At 64.5% G+C, this 25,271-nt stretch carries 23 protein-coding genes; 8 read left to right on the top strand and 15 right to left on the bottom strand.

Annotated elements, in window-relative coordinates:
• Positions 1–31: 31 nt before the first annotated feature.
• The 5 genes from MMB49_RS03165 to infC all read right to left on the bottom strand — a co-directional run bounded on the left by MMB49_RS03165 (position 32) and on the right by infC (position 3,569).
• Positions 32–871 carry a ParA family protein gene (locus MMB49_RS03165; protein WP_003812409.1) on the bottom strand — a complete coding sequence of 280 codons (840 nt, stop codon included), beginning with the start codon at positions 869–871 and terminating at the stop codon, positions 32–34.
• A 241-nt stretch (positions 872–1,112) separates the two neighbouring features.
• Positions 1,113–2,081 (bottom strand): site-specific tyrosine recombinase XerD, encoded by a 969-nt coding sequence (gene xerD, locus MMB49_RS03160; protein WP_047271757.1) that lies wholly within the window; start codon positions 2,079–2,081, stop codon positions 1,113–1,115.
• 148 nt (positions 2,082–2,229) lie between these two features.
• Positions 2,230–2,613 carry a 50S ribosomal protein L20 gene (rplT, locus tag MMB49_RS03155; protein WP_003812406.1) on the bottom strand — a complete coding sequence of 128 codons (384 nt, stop codon included), beginning with the start codon at positions 2,611–2,613 and terminating at the stop codon, positions 2,230–2,232.
• A 47-nt stretch (positions 2,614–2,660) separates the two neighbouring features.
• On the bottom strand, positions 2,661–2,855 hold the full coding sequence (gene rpmI, locus MMB49_RS03150) for a 50S ribosomal protein L35 (RefSeq protein ID WP_003812404.1): 195 nt from the start codon (positions 2,853–2,855) through the stop codon (positions 2,661–2,663).
• Between the two features lie 18 nt (positions 2,856–2,873).
• Positions 2,874–3,569 carry a translation initiation factor IF-3 gene (infC, locus tag MMB49_RS03145; RefSeq protein ID WP_047271755.1) on the bottom strand — a complete coding sequence of 232 codons (696 nt, stop codon included), beginning with the start codon at positions 3,567–3,569 and terminating at the stop codon, positions 2,874–2,876.
• 483 nt (positions 3,570–4,052) lie between these two features.
• Here infC and MMB49_RS03140 point away from each other — a divergent pair, with 483 nt between their 5' ends.
• Complete coding sequence (locus MMB49_RS03140; RefSeq protein WP_047271753.1) at positions 4,053–4,781, top strand: thiamine diphosphokinase; 729 nt, start codon at positions 4,053–4,055, stop codon at positions 4,779–4,781.
• A gap of 206 nt (positions 4,782–4,987) precedes the next feature.
• Positions 4,988–6,043, top strand: coding sequence for a type I glyceraldehyde-3-phosphate dehydrogenase (gene gap, locus MMB49_RS03135; RefSeq protein WP_003817090.1), 1,056 nt, complete (start codon positions 4,988–4,990; stop codon positions 6,041–6,043).
• A gap of 137 nt (positions 6,044–6,180) precedes the next feature.
• Here the strand turns inward: gap and ybaK are convergent, their stop codons facing one another.
• The 3 genes from ybaK to MMB49_RS03120 form a co-directional block, all read right to left on the bottom strand.
• Positions 6,181–6,690, bottom strand: coding sequence for a Cys-tRNA(Pro) deacylase (ybaK, locus tag MMB49_RS03130; RefSeq protein ID WP_003817088.1), 510 nt, complete (start codon positions 6,688–6,690; stop codon positions 6,181–6,183).
• Positions 6,691–6,842: 152 nt separating this feature from the next.
• Complete coding sequence (locus MMB49_RS03125; protein ID WP_022174143.1) at positions 6,843–7,064, bottom strand: hypothetical protein; 222 nt, start codon at positions 7,062–7,064, stop codon at positions 6,843–6,845.
• Between the two features lie 54 nt (positions 7,065–7,118).
• A complete protein-coding gene (locus MMB49_RS03120; RefSeq protein WP_047271750.1) occupies positions 7,119–8,108 on the bottom strand; it encodes a 4-hydroxy-3-methylbut-2-enyl diphosphate reductase in 990 nt (329 codons plus the stop codon).
• A 230-nt stretch (positions 8,109–8,338) separates the two neighbouring features.
• Here MMB49_RS03120 and MMB49_RS03115 point away from each other — a divergent pair, with 230 nt between their 5' ends.
• Both MMB49_RS03115 and MMB49_RS09630 read left to right on the top strand, forming a co-directional pair.
• Positions 8,339–9,295, top strand: coding sequence for an aldose 1-epimerase family protein (locus MMB49_RS03115; protein ID WP_047271749.1), 957 nt, complete (start codon positions 8,339–8,341; stop codon positions 9,293–9,295).
• Between the two features lie 106 nt (positions 9,296–9,401).
• Positions 9,402–9,476, top strand: coding sequence for a 50S ribosomal protein bL37 (locus tag MMB49_RS09630; protein WP_003817083.1), 75 nt, complete (start codon positions 9,402–9,404; stop codon positions 9,474–9,476).
• 193 nt (positions 9,477–9,669) lie between these two features.
• On the opposite strand, the gene MMB49_RS03110 is transcribed toward MMB49_RS09630, so the two are convergent.
• Both MMB49_RS03110 and MMB49_RS03105 read right to left on the bottom strand, forming a co-directional pair.
• Positions 9,670–9,963 (bottom strand): hypothetical protein, encoded by a 294-nt coding sequence (locus MMB49_RS03110; RefSeq protein WP_371316009.1) that lies wholly within the window; start codon positions 9,961–9,963, stop codon positions 9,670–9,672.
• A gap of 67 nt (positions 9,964–10,030) precedes the next feature.
• Complete coding sequence (locus MMB49_RS03105; protein WP_013363262.1) at positions 10,031–10,672, bottom strand: sigma-70 family RNA polymerase sigma factor; 642 nt, start codon at positions 10,670–10,672, stop codon at positions 10,031–10,033.
• Between the two features lie 211 nt (positions 10,673–10,883).
• Here MMB49_RS03105 and MMB49_RS03100 point away from each other — a divergent pair, with 211 nt between their 5' ends.
• The gene (locus tag MMB49_RS03100; RefSeq protein ID WP_047271747.1) at positions 10,884–12,443 is read left to right on the top strand and encodes a UDP-N-acetylmuramoyl-L-alanyl-D-glutamate--2,6-diaminopimelate ligase; all 1,560 of its coding nucleotides are present in this window, start codon (positions 10,884–10,886) and stop codon (positions 12,441–12,443) included.
• Between the two features lie 44 nt (positions 12,444–12,487).
• Positions 12,488–13,486 (top strand): lipid II:glycine glycyltransferase FemX, encoded by a 999-nt coding sequence (locus MMB49_RS03095; protein ID WP_047271745.1) that lies wholly within the window; start codon positions 12,488–12,490, stop codon positions 13,484–13,486.
• A 76-nt stretch (positions 13,487–13,562) separates the two neighbouring features.
• On the opposite strand, the gene MMB49_RS03090 is transcribed toward MMB49_RS03095, so the two are convergent.
• On the bottom strand, positions 13,563–14,768 hold the full coding sequence (locus MMB49_RS03090; protein ID WP_047271744.1) for a DegT/DnrJ/EryC1/StrS family aminotransferase: 1,206 nt from the start codon (positions 14,766–14,768) through the stop codon (positions 13,563–13,565).
• A gap of 178 nt (positions 14,769–14,946) precedes the next feature.
• Between MMB49_RS03090 and MMB49_RS03085 the strand changes: the two genes are divergently transcribed.
• Together MMB49_RS03085 and MMB49_RS03080 are read left to right on the top strand one after the other, a co-directional pair.
• The gene (locus MMB49_RS03085; RefSeq protein ID WP_013389675.1) at positions 14,947–16,182 is read left to right on the top strand and encodes a carboxylate--amine ligase; all 1,236 of its coding nucleotides are present in this window, start codon (positions 14,947–14,949) and stop codon (positions 16,180–16,182) included.
• A gap of 25 nt (positions 16,183–16,207) precedes the next feature.
• Entirely contained in the window at positions 16,208–16,933 is a 726-nt protein-coding gene (locus MMB49_RS03080; RefSeq protein WP_047271743.1) for an aspartate/glutamate racemase family protein, read from the top strand.
• A gap of 173 nt (positions 16,934–17,106) precedes the next feature.
• Here the strand turns inward: MMB49_RS03080 and smc are convergent, their stop codons facing one another.
• The 4 genes from smc to MMB49_RS03060 all read right to left on the bottom strand — a co-directional run bounded on the left by smc (position 17,107) and on the right by MMB49_RS03060 (position 25,165).
• Positions 17,107–20,769, bottom strand: coding sequence for a chromosome segregation protein SMC (smc, locus tag MMB49_RS03075; protein WP_047271741.1), 3,663 nt, complete (start codon positions 20,767–20,769; stop codon positions 17,107–17,109).
• A gap of 5 nt (positions 20,770–20,774) precedes the next feature.
• A complete protein-coding gene (locus tag MMB49_RS03070) occupies positions 20,775–22,415 on the bottom strand; it encodes a bifunctional folylpolyglutamate synthase/dihydrofolate synthase (RefSeq protein WP_047271739.1) in 1,641 nt (546 codons plus the stop codon).
• A 556-nt stretch (positions 22,416–22,971) separates the two neighbouring features.
• Positions 22,972–23,493, bottom strand: coding sequence for an NUDIX hydrolase (locus tag MMB49_RS03065; protein WP_033509470.1), 522 nt, complete (start codon positions 23,491–23,493; stop codon positions 22,972–22,974).
• 73 nt (positions 23,494–23,566) lie between these two features.
• Complete coding sequence (locus tag MMB49_RS03060; protein ID WP_047271736.1) at positions 23,567–25,165, bottom strand: aminopeptidase P family protein; 1,599 nt, start codon at positions 25,163–25,165, stop codon at positions 23,567–23,569.
• Between the last annotated feature and the right edge of the window lie 106 nt (positions 25,166–25,271).

Below are 25,271 nucleotides of genomic sequence, written 5' to 3'. Positions count from 1 at the left end.
CGCGCTTGCGCCGCTCACCATGGCCGCGCCATCACGCGACGATGCCGCGGGCGATCAGCTCGCGCGACACCTCGCGGTATTCCTTCGCGGTCTTGTGGCCGGGAGCGTAGATCGTGATCGGGGCGGCGGCCACGGTGGCGTCCGGCAGCTTGATGGACCGCGAGATGACCGAATGGAACACCTTGTCCTGGAACGCCTCGTAGATGCGCTGCAGTACCTCCTCGCAGTGCAGGGTGCGCGTGAACATGGTGACCAGCACGCCGTAGACCTGCAGGTCGGGGTTGATGCGCGACTGCACCTTCTCGATGGATTGCATGAGCAGCGCCACACCGCGCAGCGCGAAGAACTCCGCGGCGACAGGGATGATCACGCCGTCCGCGGCGGTCAAGGCGTTCACTGTGAGCAGGCCCAGCGACGGCTGGCAGTCGACGATGATCACGTCGTATTCGTTGCGGAGCTTTCGCAGCACGCTGGCGAGGATCTGCTCGCGACCGACTTCGGTGACCAGCTGCACCTCGGCGGCGGACAGGTCGATGTTCGCCGGCATGATGTCCAGGTTCTCGAAATCCGTGTGCTGTACGATCTCGTGCGGATCGATCGACGGGTCGAACAGCGCAGTATACACGGTGTTCTCGACAGCGTTCGCGTTGATGCCGAGGCCGACTGTCGCGGCTCCTTGCGGGTCGAAGTCGACGATCAGGCAACGGCGCCCGTACTGGCTGAGCGCGCCGGCGATGTTGATGGAACTGGTGGTCTTGCCCACCCCGCCTTTCTGGTTGCATATGGCGATGATGCGCGCGGGACCGTGCTGCGACAGCGGTTTCGGCGCGGGGAACGTCTCGTATTCTCGTCCAAGCAGATCAGTAGGCATACCGTTCACCTTATCATCACCAGTGTTCGCGGGGCCGCCGGACGTGCCGACCATCACCGTTTCCGCCGAAGACCCGTCGTCTCCCCGTGGCGCGGCGGAGTAGGTGCCGCGGATCGGCAGCGTTCCCTGCCTGTTTCCCGCGTCGTCGCCGTCGAAGCGGGAATATGCCGCCTGCTGCATGTCGAGCTGCCTCCTTCGCGTGTCGCATCCATGCTATCGCGCCCGGGCAACCGCTCCGCGTTCACCGCGCGCGCGGATGCGAGGTGAGGTACGCCTCAATCAAGGTCTCCGGGCTGACGTGCGTGTATATCTGCGTGGTGGTGACCGAGGCATGGCCGAGCAGTTCCTGCACGGTGCGCACGTCGGCGCCGCCCTGGATCAGGTGCGTGGCGAAAGAGTGCCGGAGCGTGTGTGGGTGAAGCGGACGATCGATGCCGGCCCGCTCCCCCGCCAGTTTGATGACCTCCCATACCGACTGGCGAGACAGCCGGCGCCCCCGTTTGTTGAGGAATACCGCGCGGCGTTCCGGCGTGCCCTTGGCGCGGCCCTCCAGCGTGCCGCGCCCCTCGGCGAGGTATCGGCGCAGCGCGCGACATGCGTATTCGCCGAGCGGGACGAGTCGCTGCTTGGATCCTTTGCCCGTCAGCCGCGCCACATGCGCGTCGTCGATGTCGATGTCGTCCAGATTCATTCCGACCGCTTCGGAGACGCGGCATCCGGTGGCGTACATGAATTCGAGCAGCGCCCTGTCACGCAGCAGCACGGCGTCCGGCAACGCTCCGGCGCCAGCTCTCCCCCGCGCCGCGTCGGTGCCGTGCGGGTCGGGAATCGCGTCGAGCAGGCGGGAGACCTCGTCGATCGTCAGCACATCCGGCAGCATCTGCGCGCTCTTGGGTGCCTTGACCGTGGCGGACACGTCGTCGCTCACGGCGTGCTGCGCGAGGGCGAACCGGTGAAACTCGTGGATGCTGGCAAGCCTCCTCGCCTTGCTGCGCGCGCTGTCGCCGTCCGAATCCAGCTGCGCCACGTACTCCTCGATGTCGGCTTTGCCGATGGCATCGGGATCGGTGATGCCGCGCGTGTGCGCGAGCCACGAGAGATAGCGGCGAAGATCGGATTCGTATGCCCGCACGGTCGCCCTGGCCAGTCCGCGTTCGACGGAGATATGCGCGATGAACTGGTCAAGAAGCCGGGTGGATCCGTTGTACATGGTGCCCCATCATATGCGAGAACCCTGTATGCGTGCGGAAGGCTTGCATACCTGCACGTTCCCGCATGATATGCGAGAACCCCGCATAGGGCGGGGTTCTCATGCGGTTGCCGATGCGCGCGAAGGCGCATCCGCCGAGGTTCGCGGCTCAGGCCTCGACCGGAGCGTTGACGTCCTCGGGCAGAGCGGCCTTGGCCTGCTCGACGATGGCCTTGAAGGTCTCGGGATCGGAGACGGCCAGCTCGGCGAGGGCGCGGCGGTCCAGCTCGATGCCGGCCAGGTGCAGACCCTGGATGAAGCGGTTGTAGGTGATGCCTTCGGCGCGGACGGCGGCGTTGATGCGCTGGATCCACAGCTTGCGGAAGTCACCCTTGCGAGCCTTGCGGTCGCGGAAGTTGTAGGTAAAGGAGTGCAGCAGCTGCTCCTTGGCCTTGCGGTACAGACGGGAGCGCTGTCCACGGTAGCCGGAGGCCCTTTCGAGAACGACGCGACGCTTCTTGTGGGCGTTCACTGCGCGCTTGACACGTGCCATAGTTATTCCTCAGCTTTCTTTTGACGTATCTATTCGGCTGGCGCGGTTCAGCGGCCCAGCAGCTTCTTCATGTTCTTGGACTGGGCCGTGGCCAGCACGCCGTCGGCCTTCAGCGCACGACGCTTGCGAGCGGACTTGTGCTCAAGGTTGTGGCGCATGGCGCTGCCTGCATGCATCAGCTTGCCCGAGCCGGTGACACGGACGCGCTTGGACGCGGCGGAATTGGTTTTCATCTTCGGCATTGCTGCCCTCCTTGTTGGTTACTTCGTTTCGGAAGTCTTGTCTTGGTCGTCGATCGCGGCTGCGGACGCCGCCGCTGCCTGGCTCTGCGCCTCCTGCTTGGCGGCGAGGCGGGCGGCCTGACGGGCCTGGCGCTCGGCGCGCGACTGGTCGCCGCGGCGGCGCTGCTCGGACTGGGTGTGCACCTTCTTGCCCTTGGGCGCAAGCGTCATGATGATGTTGCGGCCTTCCTGCTTCGGCCGGGACTCGACGGTGCCGTACTCCTCGACGTCTGCGGCCAGACGCTGCAGCAGTTCGACGCCGCCGATGGGGCGGGACTGCTCGCGGCCGCGCAGCATGATGGTCACCTTGACCTTGTCGCCGCCGTTGAGGAACCTGACCACATGGCCCTTCTTGACCTCGAAATCGTGGTCATCGATCTTCAGGCGGAAGCGGATCTCCTTGATTTCGGCGGCGCTCTGGTTACGGCGGGCCTCACGGGCCTTGATCTTCTCGTTGTACTTGAACTTGCCGTAATCGATCAGCTTGGCGACGGGAGGCTTGGCGTTGGGCGCCACCTCGACGAGATCGAGGTTCGCTTCCTTCGCCAGGTTGAGCGCGACCGAGGTCGCGATGACTCCCACCTGCTCGCCGTTCGGGCCGATCAGGCGTACCTGCGAGACGCGAATCTCGTCATTGATACGTGGTTCGTCGCTAATGATGACTCCAATCCTCATGTTCTCCGAAGCGGACCTTCGCCGGATACCGGGCATGACGGACGAATCCATGGCTCACCGAACCGTGCGCACTGCAGCGCCGGCCATCATACATATTCGCATGATCGCATGCCTCATGAGGCATGCTCACGACCGCGCATTCCACGCGACCGGATAGGCTGTTGCCTTGGACCCGAGGCCATGACAGGCTTCCAGGTGGGGTTGCCCCGCTTTCTTGATTTCTCAAGCCTTGTAGATACTACCACACCCCCAGACCAGGCGTGTCGCCACAAGTTTCGGTCCGGGCGCGGGCGGCGAGGAAATACACGAGCGCGAGTGCCAGAAGCGGTCCGGAGAAGATCGGGAACGTCACGAACGTGCCCACCGCGGGGATCATCACGAAGATCGGCATGCAGCTAACGCGGCGATGACCGGGAAGTTCGTCGACACGGTGACGATCAGCAGGCGCGACGCGCAGTGCCGTGCACACGATACAGTGGCAGCATGGCATATGAACGTTGCGTGATCTTCGGCGCTGGCGAGTATTACGAGGGGCCCGCGCCCGCTATCGAGAAGGGGATGCTGGCGATCGCCGCGGACGGCGGGCTCGACCATATGCGGGCGATGGGGCTGTCGCCGGATTTCGTCATCGGCGATTTCGATTCGCTGTCCGGCGACGTGCCGGACGGCGACCGCAGCGTCCGCCTGCCGCCGCAGAAGGACGATCCGGATCTGCTGAGCGCGCTGAAGGTCGGATGGAGCCGCGGCGCACGCGAGTTCCATATATATGGAGCGCTGGGCGGTCGCATCGACCACACGATCGCCAACATGCAGCTGATGGCGCTACTGGCCTCGCATGGCGGCATCGGATATCTGTACGGCGACGGCAGCATCGTTACCGCGATCGCGGACGGGGCGCTGGAGTTCCCGGCCAATCATGTCGCCCCGCGCCGCATGATCTCGGTGTTCTCGCACAGCGACGTCTGCCATGGCGTCACCATCGCCGGGCTGAAATACGTGCTGGAGGGCGCCGCGCTCGCCAACACCGTCGTGCAGGGGGTGAGCAACGAGTTCGTGGACGGTTCCGCGGCGACGGTCTCGGTGGAGTCGGGCACGCTGATCGTCACGTTCCCGATCGAGGCGCCGCTGCCTGTGGTGAGACTGCGGCATCCGTTCGGCGGGGATCTGGGCGCGCTCGACACGACGGTGTCCTCGGCGCTGGCGGTACGGTGAGGCCGCGGTGCGGAATGCCTCGCATCGAATCGCCGCAGGCTGTACAGACATATTTGTTAGCGTTAACGAAATATGGCCGTTTTATGCTCAAAGCAAGCGCGACACCGTTGCTCTAGTACAGACGGCGCATTACAGTAGACACTGTTGGTAAACAAAGGCCATAGCGCATCCATACGCAAACGGCCTACCCTACAAAGGGAGAACACATGACAGTTAAGATTGGTATCAACGGCTTTGGTCGTATCGGTCGTCTCGCCTTCCGCCGCATCTTCGAGCTGCAGGCTCGCGGTGGCCAGGCCGGTGACATCGAGGTCGCTGCAATCAACGATCTGACCACGCCGTCCATGCTCGCCTACCTGCTGAAGTACGACAGCACCCACGGCACCTTCCGTCACGACGACGGCACCCCGGTCGACGTGACCTCCACCGACGACGCCATCGTGGTCGACGGCAAGGAATACAAGGTCTACGCCGAGAAGGATGCCAACAACATCCCGTGGGTCAAGAACGACGGTGTCGAGTTCGTGCTTGAGTGCACCGGCTTCTACACCTCCGCCGAGAAGTCCCAGGCCCACCTGAACGCCGGCGCCAAGAAGGTCCTGATCTCCGCCCCGGCCAAGGACGAGACCACCCCGACCGTCGTGTTCGGCGTTAACCACGAGATCCTGAAGGCTTCCGACAACATCGTGTCCGCCGGTTCCTGCACCACCAACTCGATGGCCGCCATGGTCAAGCTGCTGAACGACAAGTTCGGCATCAAGCTCGGCTTCATGACCACCATCCACGCCTACACCGGCACCCAGATGATCCTCGACGGCCCGCGCTTCCCGAAGGCTCGCAACAACCGCGCCGCCGCGATCAACACCATCCCTCACTCCACCGGTGCCGCCAAGGCCATCGGCAAGGTCGTGCCCGAGGTCAACGGCAAGCTGCAGGGCCACGCCCAGCGCATCCAGGTCCCGGACGGCTCCATCACCGAGCTGACCACCGTCCTGAACAAGGAAGTCACCGCTGACGAGATCAACGCCGCGTTCAAGGAAGCCTTCTCCAACACCGAGTACTACGGCTACAACGAGGACGGCATCGTCTCCTCCGACATCATCGGCGACACCCACGGTGGCGTGTTCGACCCGACGCAGACCGACGTGAACACCGTTGACGGCACCACGATGGCCCGCACCGTGTCCTTCTACGACAACGAGTATGGCTTCACCTGCAACATGATCCGTACCCTGCTGTACTTCGCCGAGATCTCCGAGTGAATCCCCGCGGTCTAGGCCGCTAGATTCCACAAGGGTTTATGGTTTGGGCTCCCACAGTGCTTCGCTGTGGGAGCCCAAACCATAAACCCTTTGTTTTTACCGGCTCGGCACTTGCCGGCGGGCTGAGCCGGACTCCGTCACCACGTACCGATGGGCGCAGCGACCGCGTTCAACACCTTGAGCAGATCATGCGGATTGACACCGACCGAAAACCCGCGCTTGCCGCCGGACAGCAGGATCTCGTCGAATTGCAGAGCGCTCTCGTCAAGCACGGTCTTGTGATGCGTGCGCTGCCCGAGCGGCGAGATGCCTCCGACCACATAGCCGGACTCGCGCATCGCGACCTTCGGGTCGGCCATCGATGCCTTCTTCGCACCGACCGCCGCCGCCAACGCCTTCAGATCCATGTGTCCGCTGACCGGCACCACGCCCACCACACGCTCGGAACCGGTGTCGGCCATCAGCGTCTTGAACACCTGATGCTCATCGAATCCGAGCTTCTTCGCGGCTTCCACCCCGTAACCGTCATCCATGTGGTCGTTGGAATGCTCGTACTCGTAGGTCTTGAACGGCACTCCGGCCTTCTCCAGCTGCACAGTCGCCGGCGTGGAGCCGGCACCCTTCTCATGCTTCGTTTTTTTGCCCATGTTTTCCATACTACCGCTCTCAAAACTCGAAGATACGAAATCGGAAACCGCCATTTTCCAACAAACGGCTTTTCGTATCTGCGAGTTTTGAGAGCGCGAATCGGGAAGGCCTCGACTATTCGGCGGATTCTCCGCCGCTCGGGCCACTGGTTTCACGGTGTCGCAGCAAGGACCCGGCTGCGGTCGGCAAGCGCGACGGCGCCCACGGGCGCACCGGTGGCGGACAGTCCCGCCGCCGCATACCCGTCAGCGCCCACGTTCACCGTGGAGCCTCCCGTCAGCGTCACCTTGCCGTCGACCGCGAGTGTGGAGCACTCCCCCGCCGCGATGCCGGGAACCGTGGCGGCCCCGTCATTGGCGTTGAACACCCTCACATAGGGTTTGCTATACGCCTCGTCCCGCCAGCGGCGGTGAGGCGAGCAGGCGCACTACCGCGCCTGCGAGGGCTTCCGGCGGAGTTCCGCCGGAAGCACGAAATGCATGTTCTCCTTGATGGTCTCCACGGTGGATACATCGGTGAAGCCCCGTGCGCGCAAGGCCTCGATGACGCCCGCGACCAGTTCGTCCGGCACGGATGCGCCCGACGAGATGCCGACCGCCTCGACCCCGTCGAACCATGACGGGTCGAGCTCGTTCGCGTCATCCACGCGGTGCGCTCGCCCGCGCTCCCCCAACGCCCCCTGCGCGACCTCCATGAGCCGCACCGAGTTGGAGGAGTTCGCCGACCCCACGATCACCACGCTATCGGACTGCTCGGCAACGAGCTTCACCGCGGTCTGGCGGTTGGACGTGGCGTAGCAGATATCGGAGCTCGGCGGCTCCTTCATCCACGGGAACCGGCATTTGAGCGCCGCGATGGTGCCGGCCGTCTCATCAATGCTGAGCGTGGTCTGCGTGAGCAGCACCAGCTTCTGCTCCGGCCGGAAATCCAGCGAATCCACGTCCGCCTCATGTTCGATCAGATGCACGTGCACGGGGTCCTCCCCCACCACGCCGACCGCCTCATCATGCCCCCGATGGCCGATGTAGATGATCTCGTAGCCTTCGCGCACGAAACGCAATACCTCACGATGCACCTTGCTGACCAGCGGGCAGGTGGCGTCCACGACGTGCATGCCGCGACGTGCGGACTCCGCCTTGACCTGCGGCGACACGCCGTGCGCGGAGAACACGATCGGGATGCCGGCGGCAGCAGCCTCGTCAGGTATCTCCGCGAGCTCCTGCACGAACACGGCCCCCTGCGCGGCGAGATCCTCGACGACATGCCGGTTGTGCACGATCTGACGACGCACATACACCGGAGGCAGGCCATCCACCCGCGCCGACGCGGCCTTCAGGATGGTCTGCACGGTGAGGATCGCCCGGTCCACCCCGGCGCAGAATCCGCGCGGGTCCGCCAGCACGATGCGTTTCGCCATATCATCCTCCTCATGCAGTCAGTGGCCGCCATGCGGCATCACTCAATCACAACGACTCAGCGTAGCAAAGGCACACGCACGGGTGCGGCCGGAACATCCCTACGCGTGCGATACCGGCACATGACAACGCCCGGGGGCAACAGGCGACACCCCGACCGCACACGGCAGAAGCCCAGCGCACACTATGATAGCGAGCGGTAACAATATCACTGTCGATCATGGAGCAAGCAATGGGCACCACACCGCGTACCGGCAACCAGTATTCCATCCATCATGGCGATTTCTCCGCCGTCGTCTGCGAGCTCGGCTCGAAGCTGCGCCGTTTCGACTACGGCGGCAAGGAGGTGTTCTGCAGCTACGGACCGGACGACCTGACGCCGACCTGCTGCGGCTATATCCTCGCGCCTTGGCCGAACCGCATCAAGGACGGCGAATACGACTTCAACTGCAAGCACTACTGCGCGCCGGTCAACGAGTGCCACCCCGAGCCGCGCAACAACGCGAACCACGGCTACGCATACCAGTACATGTGGAAGCTGGAATCGCTCACCGAGAACAGCGTCACCCAGTCACTGCGCTTCCCGAACCTCGACGGCTATCCGTTCGACGTCACCGTCACCGCCACGTACGAGCTGAACGACAAGGGCATGACCGTCACGGTCAGCGCCCGCAATGATGGCGACGAGCCGGCGCCGTGGGCGCTCGGCCTGCACCCGTGGGTGGCGAACGGCAAAAACGGCGAGACCAGCGAGCAGCGTGACGCCGATTCGGCCGCATGCCGCCTGAAGATCGACGCGGACACGCACGTCACCGTTGACGCCGGTCTGGTGCCGAACGGCACCGAGCCTGTGGACGGCACCAAGTTCGATCTGCGCGACGACCCGGTTCTGGACGGACGCGCGTTCGACGACGCCTGGGTGGACGTCCACCGCGCCGACGACGGCACGACAACGACCGTGTTCACCCGCCCCGATGGCATGGAGATCAAGCTGGTCGGCGACGAGACCATCAACGCGTGGCAATGCTACACGGCCACCGGCGCCCCGTTCGACCAGCATCCGAACGGCATCGCCGTCGAACCGATGACCGCCCCGGCCAACGCGTTCCGCAGCGGCGACCACCTGACCGTGATAGAGCCCGGCAAGAGCGTCACGACCGTGGTACGCTACGAGGTGACGGTCAAGTGACCGACACCCGGCCGTCCTACGGCTGGTGACAATTCGCCACTTGCACAACGTCTACCCCGTATGTGATAATTCCCAAGGCTTATTAATCGTAGTAAAGGAGTCCATCATGGGCATGCGCGGACGCAAGCGCAAGGATCGTCGCAAGAAGGCCGCCAACCACGGCAAAAGGCCGAACGCCTGATTCTTGCCTGACGGCGTGATTCCACGCCGCGAGACATCGCCATATACGGCGGTGTCATAACAGACGACAACGGGTCTGTCCCAGCGAAAGCCGGGCAGACCCGTTTGTTATCTTATTATTCCGTTTTATTATGCAGGCCCGTTTTATCCTGCTTGCCGAGCTTCGAGACAGGGGCCCAAGCCGAAATCGCGTCTCAGGACACGACCGCAGCGCCGCGTACAGGCTGCGCGGGTTGCGCGGACCGTCCCGGCTCGTCGACGGCACCGGCAGCATTCCCGCCATCCTCGCAGCAACAGCGGTCAAGCGTGTCGCGCAACCGCGCCAGCAGACATTCCGGCGCGACCTCGGGCCGCAGATACGCACGCAGCGCCGCGATCATCGCCTTCTCATGCTCGTCGCAACACGAATCCGGGTCGAAACAGTCCCCGACCAGATCATCGCCCATGTCACCGGGCATGCCCGAAATCTCCACCGATGTGATATGCATATCCGCATGGACGATGCCCACAGGCGTCTGCCGTGTGATGGAAATATGGCTGTGCCGCTCAATAGGGTCACTCACGCCTGCTCCTTTCGCTCGTCGCAACGGATCGCATTCCGTCATCTCCATTATGAACGCTCACCGGGGATCTGGAGTTCGCGGACGGTGAACTTGGCAGTTGCTTGCGGGCGTCGCCGTATCCATGCGCCAGCGCGTACGATGACAGTTCGCGTTTCAACTGGGTGCGCGCACGGTTCAGGCGGCTCATCACCGTGCCGATCTTCACGCCCTGCTCGTCGGCGACCTGCTGGTACGACTTGCCGTCGATGGCTGCGTCAATGAACACCTGCCGGCGCTCGGGCGGGAGTTTTGCGAGCGCCGCCATGATCTCCTGCGGCGCGAAGGCGTCCAGATACTCCTGCTCCGCGGATTTCAGCCCCTCCGAGGAGTGCTCGGATGCCGCGTAGATGTCCCAGTCGTCGTATTCGCCGGTGGAGTCGTTGGCCCGCTGCGGCCGCCGCTTCGCCTTCGCGTACTGGTTGAAGTATGCGTTGCGCTCGATGGTGGTCATCCACGCCTCGAAGTTCGAACCGTCCTCGAAACTGTCGAACGCCTTGAACCCGCGTTCGAACGTGTCCTGCACAAGGTCCTGGGCATCATCGGGATTGTTGGTGAGCTTCATCGCCTGGCGGTACAGCGCGTTGACCGCGGGCATGGCGAGCTTCTCGAATCTCGCTCGCGCCTGCGCCGTGGTCTCGTTCGGTTGCTGTTCGTCGGTCACGCTCACTATTGTATGCAAGACGTGCGGTGAAATTGTGAGCGTGGGCACGGTTTTGTGATGGACTTATCAGCACATGTCGCGCATATCGTTCCCGCGGTCGTCGGGCTTGTACAATGACAGCGGCACCATGAGGAAAGGTTTTGGTATGACGGTAACGTTGGCATCGGCGGCGCAACTGCTCAAGCGGCACGGTCTGCTTCGGGAGATCATCCGCGCGGATCGTTGGACGCTTGATGCGCACGACATCGAAGGGGCTGACACCGCTTTTTCGGCGATCACCTATGACACGAGGGACGTGCGCGAGGGCACGCTGCTGTGCTGCAAGGGGCGGTTCAAGGCCGAGTATCTGCATGACATCGACGAGCGCGGGCTGGCCGCATACGTGGCCGACACCGATTTTTCGGCAGAGACCGGCGCACCCGGCCTGATCGTCAATGACGCGCGCAAGGCCATGAGCCTGCTGTCCGCGGAGTTCTACGGACGCCCGCAGGACGAGCTGACCGTGGTCGGCATCACTGGCACCAAGGGCAAGACTACGACCGCGTACTTCACCCAGGCCGTGCTGAACGCCCACTCGCACGGCAAGGCAGCGCTGTTCTCCTCCGTGGACAACTGCCTGGACGGGCACACGTACGTCGAGTCCGACCTGACCACGCCCGAGTCGATGGACGCTTTCCGCATGATGCGAGAGGCCGCTGACAACGGCATGAAGTACCTCGTCATGGAGGTCTCCTCGCAGGCGTACAAGGTCGAGCGCGTGTACGGGCTGACGTTCGACGTGGCCACGTTCCTGAACATCTCCCCCGACCATATCAGCCCGATCGAGCATCCGACGTTCGAGGATTACCTGTATTGCAAGCGCCAGATCGTGCGCAACAGCCGTGCGCTGGTGCTCGGCGCGGCCAGCGATCATGCCGACCTGCTGCGTCAGGACGCGGCGGACGCCGGCGTGCCGGTCACCACGTTCGAGCTGCTGGACGGGCAGAGCCCCGCCGGATCCGATGCCGCCGATGTCACCGCAAGCCCGGCGAACGCCGAGCACAGCGCCTACCGTATCGCCGCAGACGGCGCTGATCTCGGCGAGTTCCGTCTGGCGTTGGACGGCGACTTCAACTACGCCAACGCGGCAGCGGCGCTGGCCATCGCGCATGCCGCCGGAATCGACCTGACCGCCGACGCCGCGGCCACGCACGCGATGGAGCCGGTGCGCATCGCCGGCCGCATGGAGCAGTTCCACGACCCGCAGTCCAACACGCTGGCGATCGTCGACTACGCGCACAACTACGCCTCCGTGACCGCGCTGCTCGATTTCGTCGACGAGCGGTTCGGCTCGCAGCACCCGCGCATCACGCTTGTCACCGGCTCGGCCGGCAACAAGGCGTACGACCGGCGCAAGGAGATCGTCGAAGCGGCGCAGCATCGCATCGACAGCTTCATCTTCACCGCCGAGGACACGGACACCGAACCGTTCATCGACATCTGCATGGAGATGCAACGGTACATCACCGTGCCCGGCATCGCGTCCACCGTCATCTCCGACCGCCCGAGCGCCGTCACGAACGCGATCTACGACGCCCGAGCGCACGCCGACCGGTTCAACATCATCCTCATCATCGGCAAGGGTGACGAACGCTGGATCAAGGAGCACAACAAGCACGTGCCGTTCGAGGGCGACGACCGCATCGTCGAGCGCATGTTCGCCTGAGCCGCCAAAGCGCACGAACCGATAGAAAGACAAGCAAGACAAGCATGATTACGTTACAGAAAACCGACTACCAGCAAATGGAACAGGCGGCGGCCGATGCCGGCGTGACGCTGCCGATCGAACAGACCGACGTGTGGGCACGCTTCCAGGCGGACATCCCCGGCCGCACTCCTTGGGGCGTGTACCTGATCCAGCGAGACGGCGAGACCGTCGCGTTCATCGCGTTCATCGACATGGAGACGCACGGATACCATTACCTGCGTTCGATGCACGGCCCGGCCTGGATCGTCAAGCCGGACGAGGCGCTGGAACGCGAGGCCATCGACGCGATCGCCGCCGAAGTGCACCGAGCGGACAGGCACGTGGCGTTCATCCGTATCGACACGTGGTTCACCGACGGCACCGTGCCGGTGCTGTCGACCGTGCCGTACGACCAGACCGTGGTGATCGACGTGACCGGCGGCGACGATGCGATCCTGAGTCGCATGAAGCGTCGCGGCCGCCGCGACGTGCGCAAGTCGCTGCGCGAATGCCCGGCCGACATCGCCGACGAGACGAAGCAGGCGATCGCCGACTTCGCGGAATACTACGACGTGATGGTGGAGACCGGTAAGCGCGACGGATTCACGCCCGCTCCGATCACCGACTACTCCGACATGATCGAGGCGCTGGGCGCGGATCATTGCCGCGTGTTCGCGGCCCGCATCGAGGGCCGCGTGGTGGCATGGTCAATCGTGACCGTCAACGGCACGCACGCGGTACGCTACTATGCCGGCATGCGCAACGACGTGATGCGCCTGCACGTGACCGACAAGCTGCTGTACACCGAGTGCTGCATCCTTGGCTCGCAGGGCATCACCGAATACGATCTGATGGGCATCGGCTCCGAGCTGGCACCGAGCCTCAACGGCCTCAACGAATTCAAGTGCAAGTTCACCGAGGAAATCACCCCGGTGGCCGCCGGGCGTGACGTGCCGATCAAGAAGGCCTTCTACAGCTCCCTCAAGCTCGCCAAATCACTGAAGAACACCCTCAAGAAGTAAGATTCCCGGCGCGGTGTAACGGGTGAGACGTCTGACCGCCCGCTGCGCGCCAGAGGGCGGTCAGACGTGCCGGTGGTCAGACGGCGGCGCGGACGGCGTCGATGACGCGGCGAACCGCGTCTTCACCCAGTTCGGTGGGCAGGCATAGCGCGGTGGAGACCAGACGGTCGCTGACCGGCACGGTGGAGCGGTCCAACGTGTCGAGCCCATAGGCGGCCGGATCGGTCACGCCGGGGAACAGTTCGGGGCGGTACCAGCGTTCGGCGTAGCCACCCGCCTGCCGCGCTGCGGCGATGATGTGCTCCGCCGCCTCGGTATCCCGCGCGAACAGCGGGAACCGCAACAGCGGCTGCGCCTCGCCGTCCATCGCCACTGCCGGAACATCCAACCCGTCGACGCCCGCAAAAGCCTCGCGATACATGGTCACGACCGCGCGCCGCCCATTCTCATTGGCGTCGAGCGCGGAGATGCCGGCCACCGCCTGCTGCGCGATCCACGGCGTCACCGTCATCGGCTCATATTCCAGTGCGCCGCGACGCTCCTTGTCGGAAATCGGCGGCTCATACCAGCCCGAAGCGGTGAGTCGCTCACGCATCCGCCCGCCGAATCCGCCCAGACGCGACAGCACGCGGTTCTCGTTGATATACAGTTTCGTGACCGTATCCAGATGATGGGACGGCTGCTCCAGCGCGGCGAGCCGGCCTCGGGTCTCGGCGTCCAGCGCCGCATCCCGCTCACGCAGCCGCGGATTGACCCAGATGGCGCCGCCGAATCTGGTCGGCAGCATCTTCTCCACGCCGAACGAGTGCACGGAAATGTCGGCCAACGGCCATCCCGCAGCATCACGGGCCATGCGGGTCACGCAGTGGGCGCAATCCTCGACGAGCAACGCCCCCATCTCCCCCGCCAGCGCGGCCAGCCGCCGGGACGAGTCCTCATCGATCGCGCCAAACGTATGCTGCATCACCATCGCATGCACCTGCTCGTCGCTCCCCAGCGGCATGGACTCCACCTTGGCGACGTCAATGCCCATCGTGTCGGCGCCCACATCCGCATACCGCGGTCTCAGCCCGCTCACAACAATCGGATCGACCGCCGTGCAGCAGGTGAACAGCTGGGTGAGCACCGAGCCGTCGCCACGAACCGACCTCACTGCGTCGAACGCCACCTGCATGCCGTACCGTGCCTTGAAGACCGGGAACCAGTCCTCCGGCCACGTCCCGGTGCGGGACGCCAACGCCTCACGAAGTTCCGCGAATCCCCGTGCCGTCGTCTCTTCCATGACCAACCTCGTTCCATCGGGAGAATACGTCTTATTTCAATGTATCGTCCCCCCGCGCCAGGGGCAACGGCCCGCGTGACCGCATCTTCGCACTCTGCGCACGAAACGGCCTCCCATCGCCACACGGAGTATGTAGAATGTCATAAGCAATCGTGAACGTCCAACAGAAGGATCGATAATGACGGCTTTCCAGCCTGTACTACTCGGCAGTGAAACCTGCGCCTACGCGATGGCCCGCGCGTTCCACAGCGCGTATGGCCTGAAATCGCTGGTATACGGCCGTATGCAGCTTTCCGTCACCAAATTCAGTTCGATTATGGAGCCGACGTTCTTCGCGGACTTCACCGAGCCGGAATCCTTCCGCCGTCACATGGTCGAGGCCGGTCGCCGGCTCACGTCCGAGCGACCCGACACCACGTTCCTGCTCATCGCGTGCGGTGACGACTACAGCGAGCTGCTGAGCCGGTACAAGGACGAGCTGAAGCCGTATTTCACGTTCGTGTCGGTCGATGCCGACCTGCACGACCGTCTGAGCAACAAGACCTCCTTCTACGAGCTGTGCGCCCAGTATGACCTGCCGCACCCGCTCACGTTCGTTCTGGACAAGGCCGGTGCCGCGGCCGGCAAGTATCACGACCTGCCGTTCGGCTTCCCCGTGGCCGTCAAGCCGGCGAACAGCGTCGAATACCTGCACGTGGACTTCCCCGGACGCAAGAAGGCGTTCATTCTGCACACGCCCGAGGAGCTGGCCCATGTCGTCTCCGCGATCTACGGCGCCGGCTACGGCTCCGAGCTGATCATCCAGGACTTCATCCCCGGCTCCGACGCCAACATGCGCGTGCTCAACGCCTACGTCGACCATGACCACCATGTGCGCATGATGGTGCTCGGCCACGTGCTGCTCGCCGACCCGACGCCGGAGGCCATCGGCAACTACGCGGCGATCATCCCCGACTACAACGAGGGATTCTGCCTGAAGATCAAGAGCTTCCTGGAAAGCATCGGATATGAGGGCGTCGCGAACTTCGACATCAAGTTCGACCCGCGCGACGGAGAGTACAAGCTGTTCGAAATCAACTTGCGCCAGGGCCGCACGAACTTCTTCGTGACGCTTAACGGCTTCAACCTGGCCGAGTATTTCGTCGACGACCTGGTGCTCGGCAACCCGATGGAGGGCGACACGGTCATCGGCCGCGGTGACAGCATGCTGCTGGAGGTGCCGTTCTCGACGCTCAAGAAGTACGCGGAGCCGGGGGAGGCGCTTGACCGCGGAATCGCGCTGCACAAGGCGGGCAAATCCGGCTGGACGCTGCGCTACGGGCGGGACCTGTCGTTCAGGCGCCGGCTGCTGCTGTGGAGGCTGCACCGGCTGACCGCGAAGAACTACGACACGTATCTCGGCAAGAACGACTGACTTTTCGGAATCGACGGCGACATTTATGAGACGACCATTTTTTGCGGTATTGGGCGGCATGGGCACGCTGGCCACGGAAAGCTATATCCGGTTGGTCAACCGTGAGACGCACGCCCACAGCGACCAGGAGTTCCTCGACTACGTCGTGTTCAACGACGCGGCCGTGCCCGACCGGACCGCGTTCATCATCGGGCAGTCCGACGATGACCCGTTCCCGATAATCGCCGACGACATCGACAAGGCGACCGCGATGGGCGCGAGCTTCATCGTGCTCACCTGCAACACCGCGCATTACTTCTACGACCATTTCCAGTCACTGACGCCGGTGCCGATCCTGCACATGCCGCGCGGCGCCGTCGCGCACATGGCCGGGCAATACCCCAAGGAGCGTTTCCACCGCGTCGGATTCCTCGGCACGATGGGCTCGCGGGCTTCGGGCGTGTACCGTCAGGCCGTCGAGGAGGCCGGCTACACCTTCGTCGAGCCGGACGACAAGTTGCAGGAGCGCATCACGTCACTGATCTACGACGACGTGAAGGGAACCGGTGACCTGAATCTGCAGCGCTACGAGTCGGTGCTGCAGGCGATGCTCGATCCGGCCGGCACGTGCCGTTGCGATACGCTGATGCTCGGCTGCACCGAGCTCTCCGTGCTCAACGAGGCGTTCCCGCTGCCTCAGCTGCCGATCATCGACGCCCAGGCCGTCCTCGTGGAGGACACCGTCAGCCGGGCCAAGGCCATCCGCCGCTAGAGTCGGCGCAGGCGAAAAAGGTCGGTCGGGCGGAGCAACAGCCACATCCCCGGATGCACGGCCACCCCCAGTCGACCTACGGCCGATTGCCCCCGCCAGCGGGTCGGCAATCGGTAATCCTCCCGCTGACGGGAGGTGGCGCGCAGCGCCGGAGGGTGGTCTTCGATGTGGGGTCAGCGGCTGAGTTTCTGGCTGACTACGGCGGTGACGCCGTCGGAGCGCATCGTGATGCCGTACAGCGCGTCGGCGATCGACATCGTACGCTGCTGGTGGGTGATGATGATGAGTTGGGCGTGTTCGCGCAGTTCGTTGAACGCGTTGATAAGGCGGGTCAGGTTCACGTCGTCGAGCGCGGCCTCCACCTCGTCCATCACGTAGAACGGGCTCGGCCGCGCGGTGAAGATCGCGAACAGCAGCGCCAGCGCGGTCAGGGACCGCTCCCCGCCGGACAACAGGCTCAGCTGCTTGACGCGTTTGCCGGCCGGGCTCGCCTCGACGATGACACCCGTGGCAAGCAGGTCATCGGGGTCGTCGAGACGCAAACGGCCGGTACCGCCGGGGAACAGCGTGGCGAACATCTTCTCGAACGCGGCGGCGGTATCATCGAACGCGGATTTGAACACGCTCACCATCGTGGAATCCAGATCCCTGATGAGCTTCATCAGATCATCGCGAGATTTGACCACGTCGTTGCGCTGGTCGTTCAGGTATTGGTTGCGGGTCTCAAGCGCGTCGTATTCCTCGCCGGCCAACGGATTAACCTTGCCGAGCGCGGCGAGGTCGCGCTTCGCCTTCTCCAGCCTCTTGCGCTGTTCCGCACGGTCATACGGAACGGTTTCGAACCGGCTCGGGTCGTCGCCTCCGTCAGATTCGGAGCCTGGTTCGGACTCGGATTCAGGTTCAGAAGCGTCCGCACGCGGCACGGGACGCCCGTTCTCGTCCAGCACGGGCACCGGCCGCTCGGGGCCGAAATCGCGGGTGAGCTCGTCGATGGAAAGTCCCAGGTCATCCGACACCTTCTGCGTCAACTGCCCGAATTCCCCGGCCAATCGTTCGCGATCCACATCCAGCTCGTGTTCACGCCGCTGCAGTCCCGCGACCTTCGGCTCGATGCCATCGCGCTGCGCCCGCAGCGTCTTCAGCTCCGCGTCGTGGTTCGATGCCTCGGCCTGCAGCGCCTCGCGCTTGGCGATCACATCGTCGATGCTCGCCGCCACCAGGGAGGCGACCTGCGCGGCATCGTCGGCGATGCGCTGCGCGTGCGCGGCCTGCGCCTTGCGACGCTCGTTCATGGCCTCGATGCGCGCGCGTCGTTGCGTGGCCTCCGCGGCGTTGTCGCGCAACAGCCCGGCCTGCCGCTTGAACGACTCGACCTTGCGTTCCGCCTCCGTCCACGCGATCTTCGCGGTGACCTCATGCTCGCGGGTAGCGTTCAACGCGGCTTCCAGCCGATGCTCGCGCTCCCCCAGCTCGTCGACGTCGGCATGTTCCGCGCCGGAATCCCGGATCGCGGCGAGCGCCCGCCGCAAATCGTCGAGCTTCAACTGATGGCTCCGGCGTTCCTCGACACTGCCGCGCAGCTTCTCCTCGATCGCCGCGACCTGACGTTCCACGCCCTTCATCCGCGACTCGGCCGATTGCAACGCCTTCGCGGCCTGTTCGGACTTGAGCTTGGCCTGAATGCGCCGCTGCGATTCCTTGTCGACCAGCACTCGCCCCTGGTCCCGCCGCTGACGGGCCTCGCCAACCTGCCGCGTGATGTCGTCCAGCTGCCCTTGCAGCACCGTAATCCGCTTCAGCGCCTTATCCCGCCTCGCTGCCAAGGACAGGTCGCTTTGCGACAGTGATGAACCGCCCACGGCACCCACCGGGTTGACGACCTCCCCATCGCGGGTGATGGCCTGCGCCCATCCGCCGTCGTGGACCATCCGCACGGCCTCATCCATCGTCTCGACCGCGACGACGTCGTTGAGCAGCAGCCGCACCGCGCCGACGACCCCCGCGGCTCGGCCCGGGTCCGGTGCATTCGGATTCGCCGACACCATCGTGCCGGCCGCACACGGCGTCCGATATGGCGAACCATCGTTCTCCTCAGCGGCGGCCACCTGTTCCGGGGCACCGGCACCGCTTTCAGCCACATCGGACATCACGAGCACGGCCTTGCCCAGACGATCCTGCTTCGCCTTGCGCAGCGCATGCAGGAGGTTGCGCTCCCCCGGCACCACGATGGCGCCCGAGAACGCGTCCAGCGCGTGGGCGATGGCCTCCTCCCAGCCTTCCTCGACGTGGATGAAATCGGCGAGCCGCCCCATCGCGGCCACCTGATCGTCCTGTTCGAGAGCGCCGGAGGCGTTGCGCGATTCCAGCGTGTCGCGCAGCGCGTCGGCTTTGGCCTGCAGCGTGATGATCGAACCGTCGACGTCCCGTTGCCGCGCGAGCGCGTCGTCAAGCGCCTCCTGCCGCTTGGCGAGATCGGCCCGCGCCTGTTCCAGCGCCTTGCCGCCGTCATCGTCGCCGTTGTCGGCCTCGCGTTCCAACGACTCGCACTGCGAGCGCGCCTGCGACAACTGGGTCTGAAGTGTTTCGCGCTGCGCGGTGAAATCCTTGGCGCGTGTGTCTGCAAGTTCGGCGGCCGCCTCCTCGCGGGCGATCAGCGCGTTGAGGTTCGCGATCTGCAAGTCGCGCTGCTGGGCGCTTTTGCGCAGCTCCGCCAGGGTCTGCCGCACCGAGGCGAGTTTTTTCTCGTCGTCGGCGCGCTCCTGTATCGCCTTGTCGAGCGCGATGCGCATGTCGTTGACTGTCTCCGACTGCCGCCGCGCCTGCGATTCCAGCTCCTCCGCCCGCTTGTTCAGCATGTCGGGGTCCTCGCCGAGAGAGGTCACCAGCTGCCCGAGCAGCGACCGTCCGCGTTCGCCGGCCAGTGAGGACAACGATTTCAGCCGTTCCTGTATCTGAGACATCTCATGCCAGGTCTGGTTGATTCGCGCGAGTGCCGGGCTGGATTGCGCGCTCAGCGATTCGATCTGTTCGATGCGCACCTTGACCCGGGCGAGCTCCGATTGCGCGGCCTGCAGGTCGTGACGCACCGAAGCCAGCTCGCCGCGCACCGCGTCGCGCTTCGCCATCGCGGCGACGGCATCGTCGGCGTACAGGCGGCTCTGCGCATCGCGCAACGTCACCTGGATGCTGTCGGCCCTGCGCGAGATACGCGCCTGCCGGCCAAGCGGCCCGAGCTGCCGTCGTATCTCGCTCAGCAGGTCGTCGAGCCGCGACAGGTTCGTTTCGGTGTTCGCCAACTTGCGCAGCGCACGTTCCTTGCGCTTGCGGTGCTTGAGGATGCCCGCAGCCTCTTCGATGAACGCGCGGTGGCCGCTGGGATCGGCCCTCAGAATCGCGTCCAGCCGCCCCTGCCCGACGATCACGTGCATCTGCTGCCCGAGCCCGGTGTCGCTCAACAGCTCCTGGATGTCGAGCAGACGGCAGGCCGAGCCGTTGATCGCGTATTCGGAACCCCCGTTGCGGAAGATGGTGCGGCTGATCGTCACCTCGCTGTAGTCGATGTTCAGCGTGTGGTCGGTGTTGTCGATCGTCAGGCTCACCTGTGCGCGGCCGAGTGGCGGGCGGGAGGACGTTCCCGCGAAGATCACGTCCTCCATCGACGTGCCGCGCAGGTTCTTCGCGCCCTGTTCACCCATCACCCAGGTGAGCGCGTCGACGATGTTCGACTTGCCGGAACCGTTCGGACCGACGACCGCGGTGATGCCCGGCTCGAATCGCAGCGTCGTGGCGGATGCGAACGATTTGAAGCCGCGCAGCGTGAGTTCCTTGAGATACATGTCGACTAGGCCTGTCCGCCCTTGGGGCTGCCGTCGGCGGCATCCGCCTCCTCGTCAGCCTCCTTGGCGGCCTCCTTGGCGGCCTTGTCAAAGCCGAAATCGCCGAAGTCGTTCTCGTTGAAATCGGGGTTCGCGTCGGTGGCGAAGTCCGTGTCGGCGTCTGATTCCACCCCGGACCGTGCAGGGTCGCCGGCGCCGGTGCGCGGCTCGGGCTCGCCCACCGAGGGATTGACGCGCTCGGCCTTCGGCTTGGCGAGGTCGGCGTTCATCCGCTCCTTGAGCAGCGTACGCGCGTCTCCGGCGGTGACGAAACTGCCGCAGACCAGCACGCCACGGCCGTAGCCGACTCCGGTCTCATCCTCGACGTCCACCATGTCGACCGCTTTCTGGATGGCGTCTGGCAGGCTGTCCTCGCGGATGACGCGGTCGCGGCCGAACACTTGGACGGCGATCTTCTCCAGTTCCTCGGCCGGCATGACGCGGTCGCGCCACGAGTTCTCAGTGACGACGACCTGGCTCAGGATCGGCTCCAGCACGCCGAGATACTCCTCCACCTGCTTGTCGCCCATCATCGCGACGACGCCGACCAGCTGTGTGAAGTCGTAGCTTTCCTCGATGGCCTTGCGCAGCGCCTCGGCCGCGTTCACGTTGTGTCCGCCGTCAAGGATGATCGTCGGCGACGTGCGGATCTGCTCTATGCGGCCGGGCACCTTGACGCCCTGCAGCGCCTGCCCGACCAGGTCGCCGTTCAACGGCCCGTTGACCGGGATGACCGCCTCCGCGGCCGTGAGCGCGGCGAGCGCGTTGTGTGCCTGATGCTCGCCGAACTTGGCGATCGGCACCTGCTCGTACACCCCGTTCGGCGTGTGCAGCGTGGCGATCTGGCCGCCGACCGCAGGCACGCGGTCCGTGACCTCCATCTCATAGCCGTCGCGTACCAGCGTCGCATGGTTGCGCTCGGCGGCCTCCATCAGAATCGGCATGACCCGCTCCTCATGCGGCTGCGGCCCGATGATGGCGGTGCAGTTCGGCTTGATGATACCGGCCTTCTCGGTGGCGATCTGCTCGACGGTGTCGCCAAGCCACTGCATGTGATCCATGTCGACCGGGCCGATGATGGCCGCGTCCGCGTCCAGCACGTTCGTCGCGTCCCACAGGCCGCCCATGCCGACCTCGACGACGGCAACGTCGACCGGCGCGTCGGCGAACTTCCAGATGGCCATCGACGTCAGCACCTCGAAGAAGCTCATCGGGGGACGGCCGGACTCGGCCATCTTCGCGTCGACGATGGCGACCAGATCCTTGATCTGATCCCACATGTCCACGAAATCGTCATCGCTCAGCTCCTGCCCGTCGATGGCGATGCGCTCGTTGATACGTTCCAGATGCGGCGACGTATACAGGCCGGTGCGCAGCCCATACGCCCGGCAGAGGGCCTCGGCCATGCGGGCGGTCGACCCCTTGCCGTTCGTGCCGGTGACGTGGATCACACGGAACGAGTGCTCCGGATGGCCGAGCACGTCGAGCATGAGGTTCATCCGGTCCAGATCCAGATTCGTGGTGTTGTGCTCCGGCGGGCGGCGCATGATGTCACGCTCCACGTCGCGGATGGACTCGTTGTTGCGGTTCGGATGCTCAAAAGACATGCTGATATCGACCTCGTTTGCTCGTCAATGGTTCCGTTACGCCATTCTAATGGTCGTCCTGTCATATGCCGACGGCAATATCCGGCCAGCAGGTCGCCGCCGCGTCATTGCGACGCCAATCGCAGGCACGATGACGGCGTAATTCACGAAGTCGTCACCAAAAATTGACCGTTCGTATGACCTGACCCATGAAACGAGCTCTTATATGGTGCTGTACTTGATAAGGAAAGGTTCGGCTCTCCGATGAGAAGACCACGCGATAGGAGATGGATCATGCGGGCAATCATCCTCAGTGGCGTCGCGTTCATAGCGACCACGGCCGTGCTTGCGCTTGCCTGCCCGGCGCATGAGCTCGCCGACATGGAAGACGAGTGAGACGGACGGCACGTCACACCGGTCAGCCCCTATGACGACCGTGTAGCGCTCGTTTGCGTTTCTAAGTGCGCGCCGAAACGACGACCGTGCGCACTTAGAAACGCAAATGGCCTGGTTTGCGTCCCTATGTTCGCGCACTTGTCGTTTCGGCGCGCACTTAGAGACGCAAACAGACCCGCCGCTAGCGCTGCACCCCGTCGGCGACGAACAGCGCGTGGGCGTCGCCCCGGCGCTTGTTGTCGAGATAGCGCCGGAACAGCTTCAGCCGCTCCACAGTGCTGGCGGCCAGGGGCTCGGGCAGATCATCCAGTTCGAACCAGCCCACGTTCAGGCTTTCCTCGTCCCCCACATACGGCTCGGCATTGCCGCCGGGCTTGAGAGCGCACAGGAACGAGTGGTCCATGTACATCGTATTGTCGCCGTTCGCATAGGTGATCACGCGTGACGACGACGTGACGGCGACCAGGTCTGTGACGACCGCGTCGATGCCGGTCTCCTCCTTGATCTCGCGCACCACCGTATCCGCCGGCTGCTCACCGGGCTCGTTGATGCCATAGACCATGGCCCACTCGCCGGTGTCGGAGCGACGGCCCAGCAGCAGGCGGCCCCGGTCGTCCAGCACGCAGCCGGTGACCCCGTTGAGCCACAACAGGTCATGGCCGATCTTCTTGCGCAACTCCAATACGAATTCGGGTGTTGGCATGGGCATTCCTCCTTGTATTGCGTACAACCGACGATGCCGCCCCGTTGAAAGGGGCGGCATCGTATCGGAACAATCAGGCCTTGGAGCCTGCGGCCATGTCGGCCATCCACTGCTCGACGTCGTCGGGCTGCTTCGGGATGCCCGCGGAAATCCATTCGGGGCCGTTCTCGGTCATCAGCACGTCGTCCTCGATGCGGATGCCGATACCGCGGTATTCCGGCGGAATCAGCAGGTCGTCCTCGCGGAAGTACAGGCCGGGCTCGATGGTGAAGATCATGCCGGGTTCGATCTTCGCGCCTTGGTACGACTCGTAGCGAGCCTGTGCGCAATCGTGCACGTCAAGTCCGAGGTGGTGCGCCACGCCGCAGGCGAGCCAACGGCGGTGCTGCTGGCCTTCGGGCGACAGCGATTCCTCGACGTCCACCGGCAGCAGCCCCCAGTCGTGCAGGCGCTGCGCGATCACGCGCATGCAGGCGTGATGGATGTCGGAGTACGTGGCGCCCGGCTTGGCGGCCTCGAAGCCGGCCTGCTGGGAGTCCAGCACCGCCTGGTAGAGCCGGCGCTGGAAATCGGTGAACTTGCCGTTGGTCGGGAACGTGCGGGTGATGTCGGCCGTGTACAGGCTGTTGACCTCCACACCGGCATCGATGAGCAGCATATCGCCCTTGCGCACGACGCCCGTGTTGCGCATCCAGTGCAGAATCGGCGCGTGCTCGCCGGAGGCGATGATCGTATCGTAGCCCAGCGCGTTGCCCTCCTCGCGGGCCACCGCGTTGAACGCGCCTTCGAGGATGCGCTCGGAGCGCGGCTTGTCGAGCGCTTCGGGAAGCTTCGCAAGGATGTGGTCGAAGCCGTGCTTGGTGGCCTGGACGGCCTTGCGCATCTCTCCGATCTCGTACTCGTCCTTGACCATGCGGGCTTCGGCGGCGAACTCGTGCAGCTTGTCGTCGGCTGCGTTGTTCTTGTCCGGGTCGGTATAGCCGTTGGCCTCACGGATCGATTCGACCAGTGACGTGACCTGCGGGTCGGCGTCGCTGATCACGCGCACGCGCACCGCACCGGCCTCGGCCCCGACGTCCTTGGACAGCGCGTCAGCCAGCTGGGCGATGTCGTGCGTCTCGATGCCGGTCATCGAGGTCATTTCCTTGAGACCGGCGCGAGGGCCCACCCAGTATTCGCCGTAATGGGCGTTCATGAAGAAGTCCTGCGTGGCGGTGTCGGCGCGCGGGGCGACGAACAGCTCGGCCTCATGCGTCTTGCCGGCCTTCGCCTCGGGCGAATCCGGGTCGAGAGGGTTGAGCACCAGCACGGCACCCGCCTCGTAATCCTGGCCGAGGCCGGTGTAGTACGCGAAGGTGGTGTCCGGGCGGAACATGTAATCGCAGTCGTTGTTGCGCACCTTGGGACTGCCTGCCGGAATCACCAGACGCTCGCCGGGGAACGCCTTGCCCAGTGCGGCGAGTCGCGCCGGCGTGAACTTCGAGGATTCGAGCGGCTCGATCTCCGGTTCGCTGGCGTCCCAACCAGTCTTCATGAAATCAATGAAGGCGCTGGAATTGGGGCGCAGCGAACGGTTGTTCACACGGTCGCTCATCGCCTGATCCGCGCCGGGGGCGTTCGCCTCCTCGCGGGCCTCGTATTCCTTGTCCTTCTCGGTGATGACTTCGCTCATCGTGTGATGCTCCTTCGTACTGTTCGAAAACCTGTGTCGTTCGAAAACCGACTGACAATTCCTTCCCTATACTAGTCGCGCCACGCCCGCCCATACGACGTTCGCG

It is taken from the genome of Bifidobacterium sp. SKU (genome assembly GCF_026016405.1).
Taxonomy (GTDB): domain Bacteria; phylum Actinomycetota; class Actinomycetes; order Actinomycetales; family Bifidobacteriaceae; genus Bifidobacterium; species Bifidobacterium bifidum.
The sequence above is the reverse complement of the archived record's forward strand: the minus strand, read 5'-3'. Positions and strand labels throughout refer to the sequence as shown.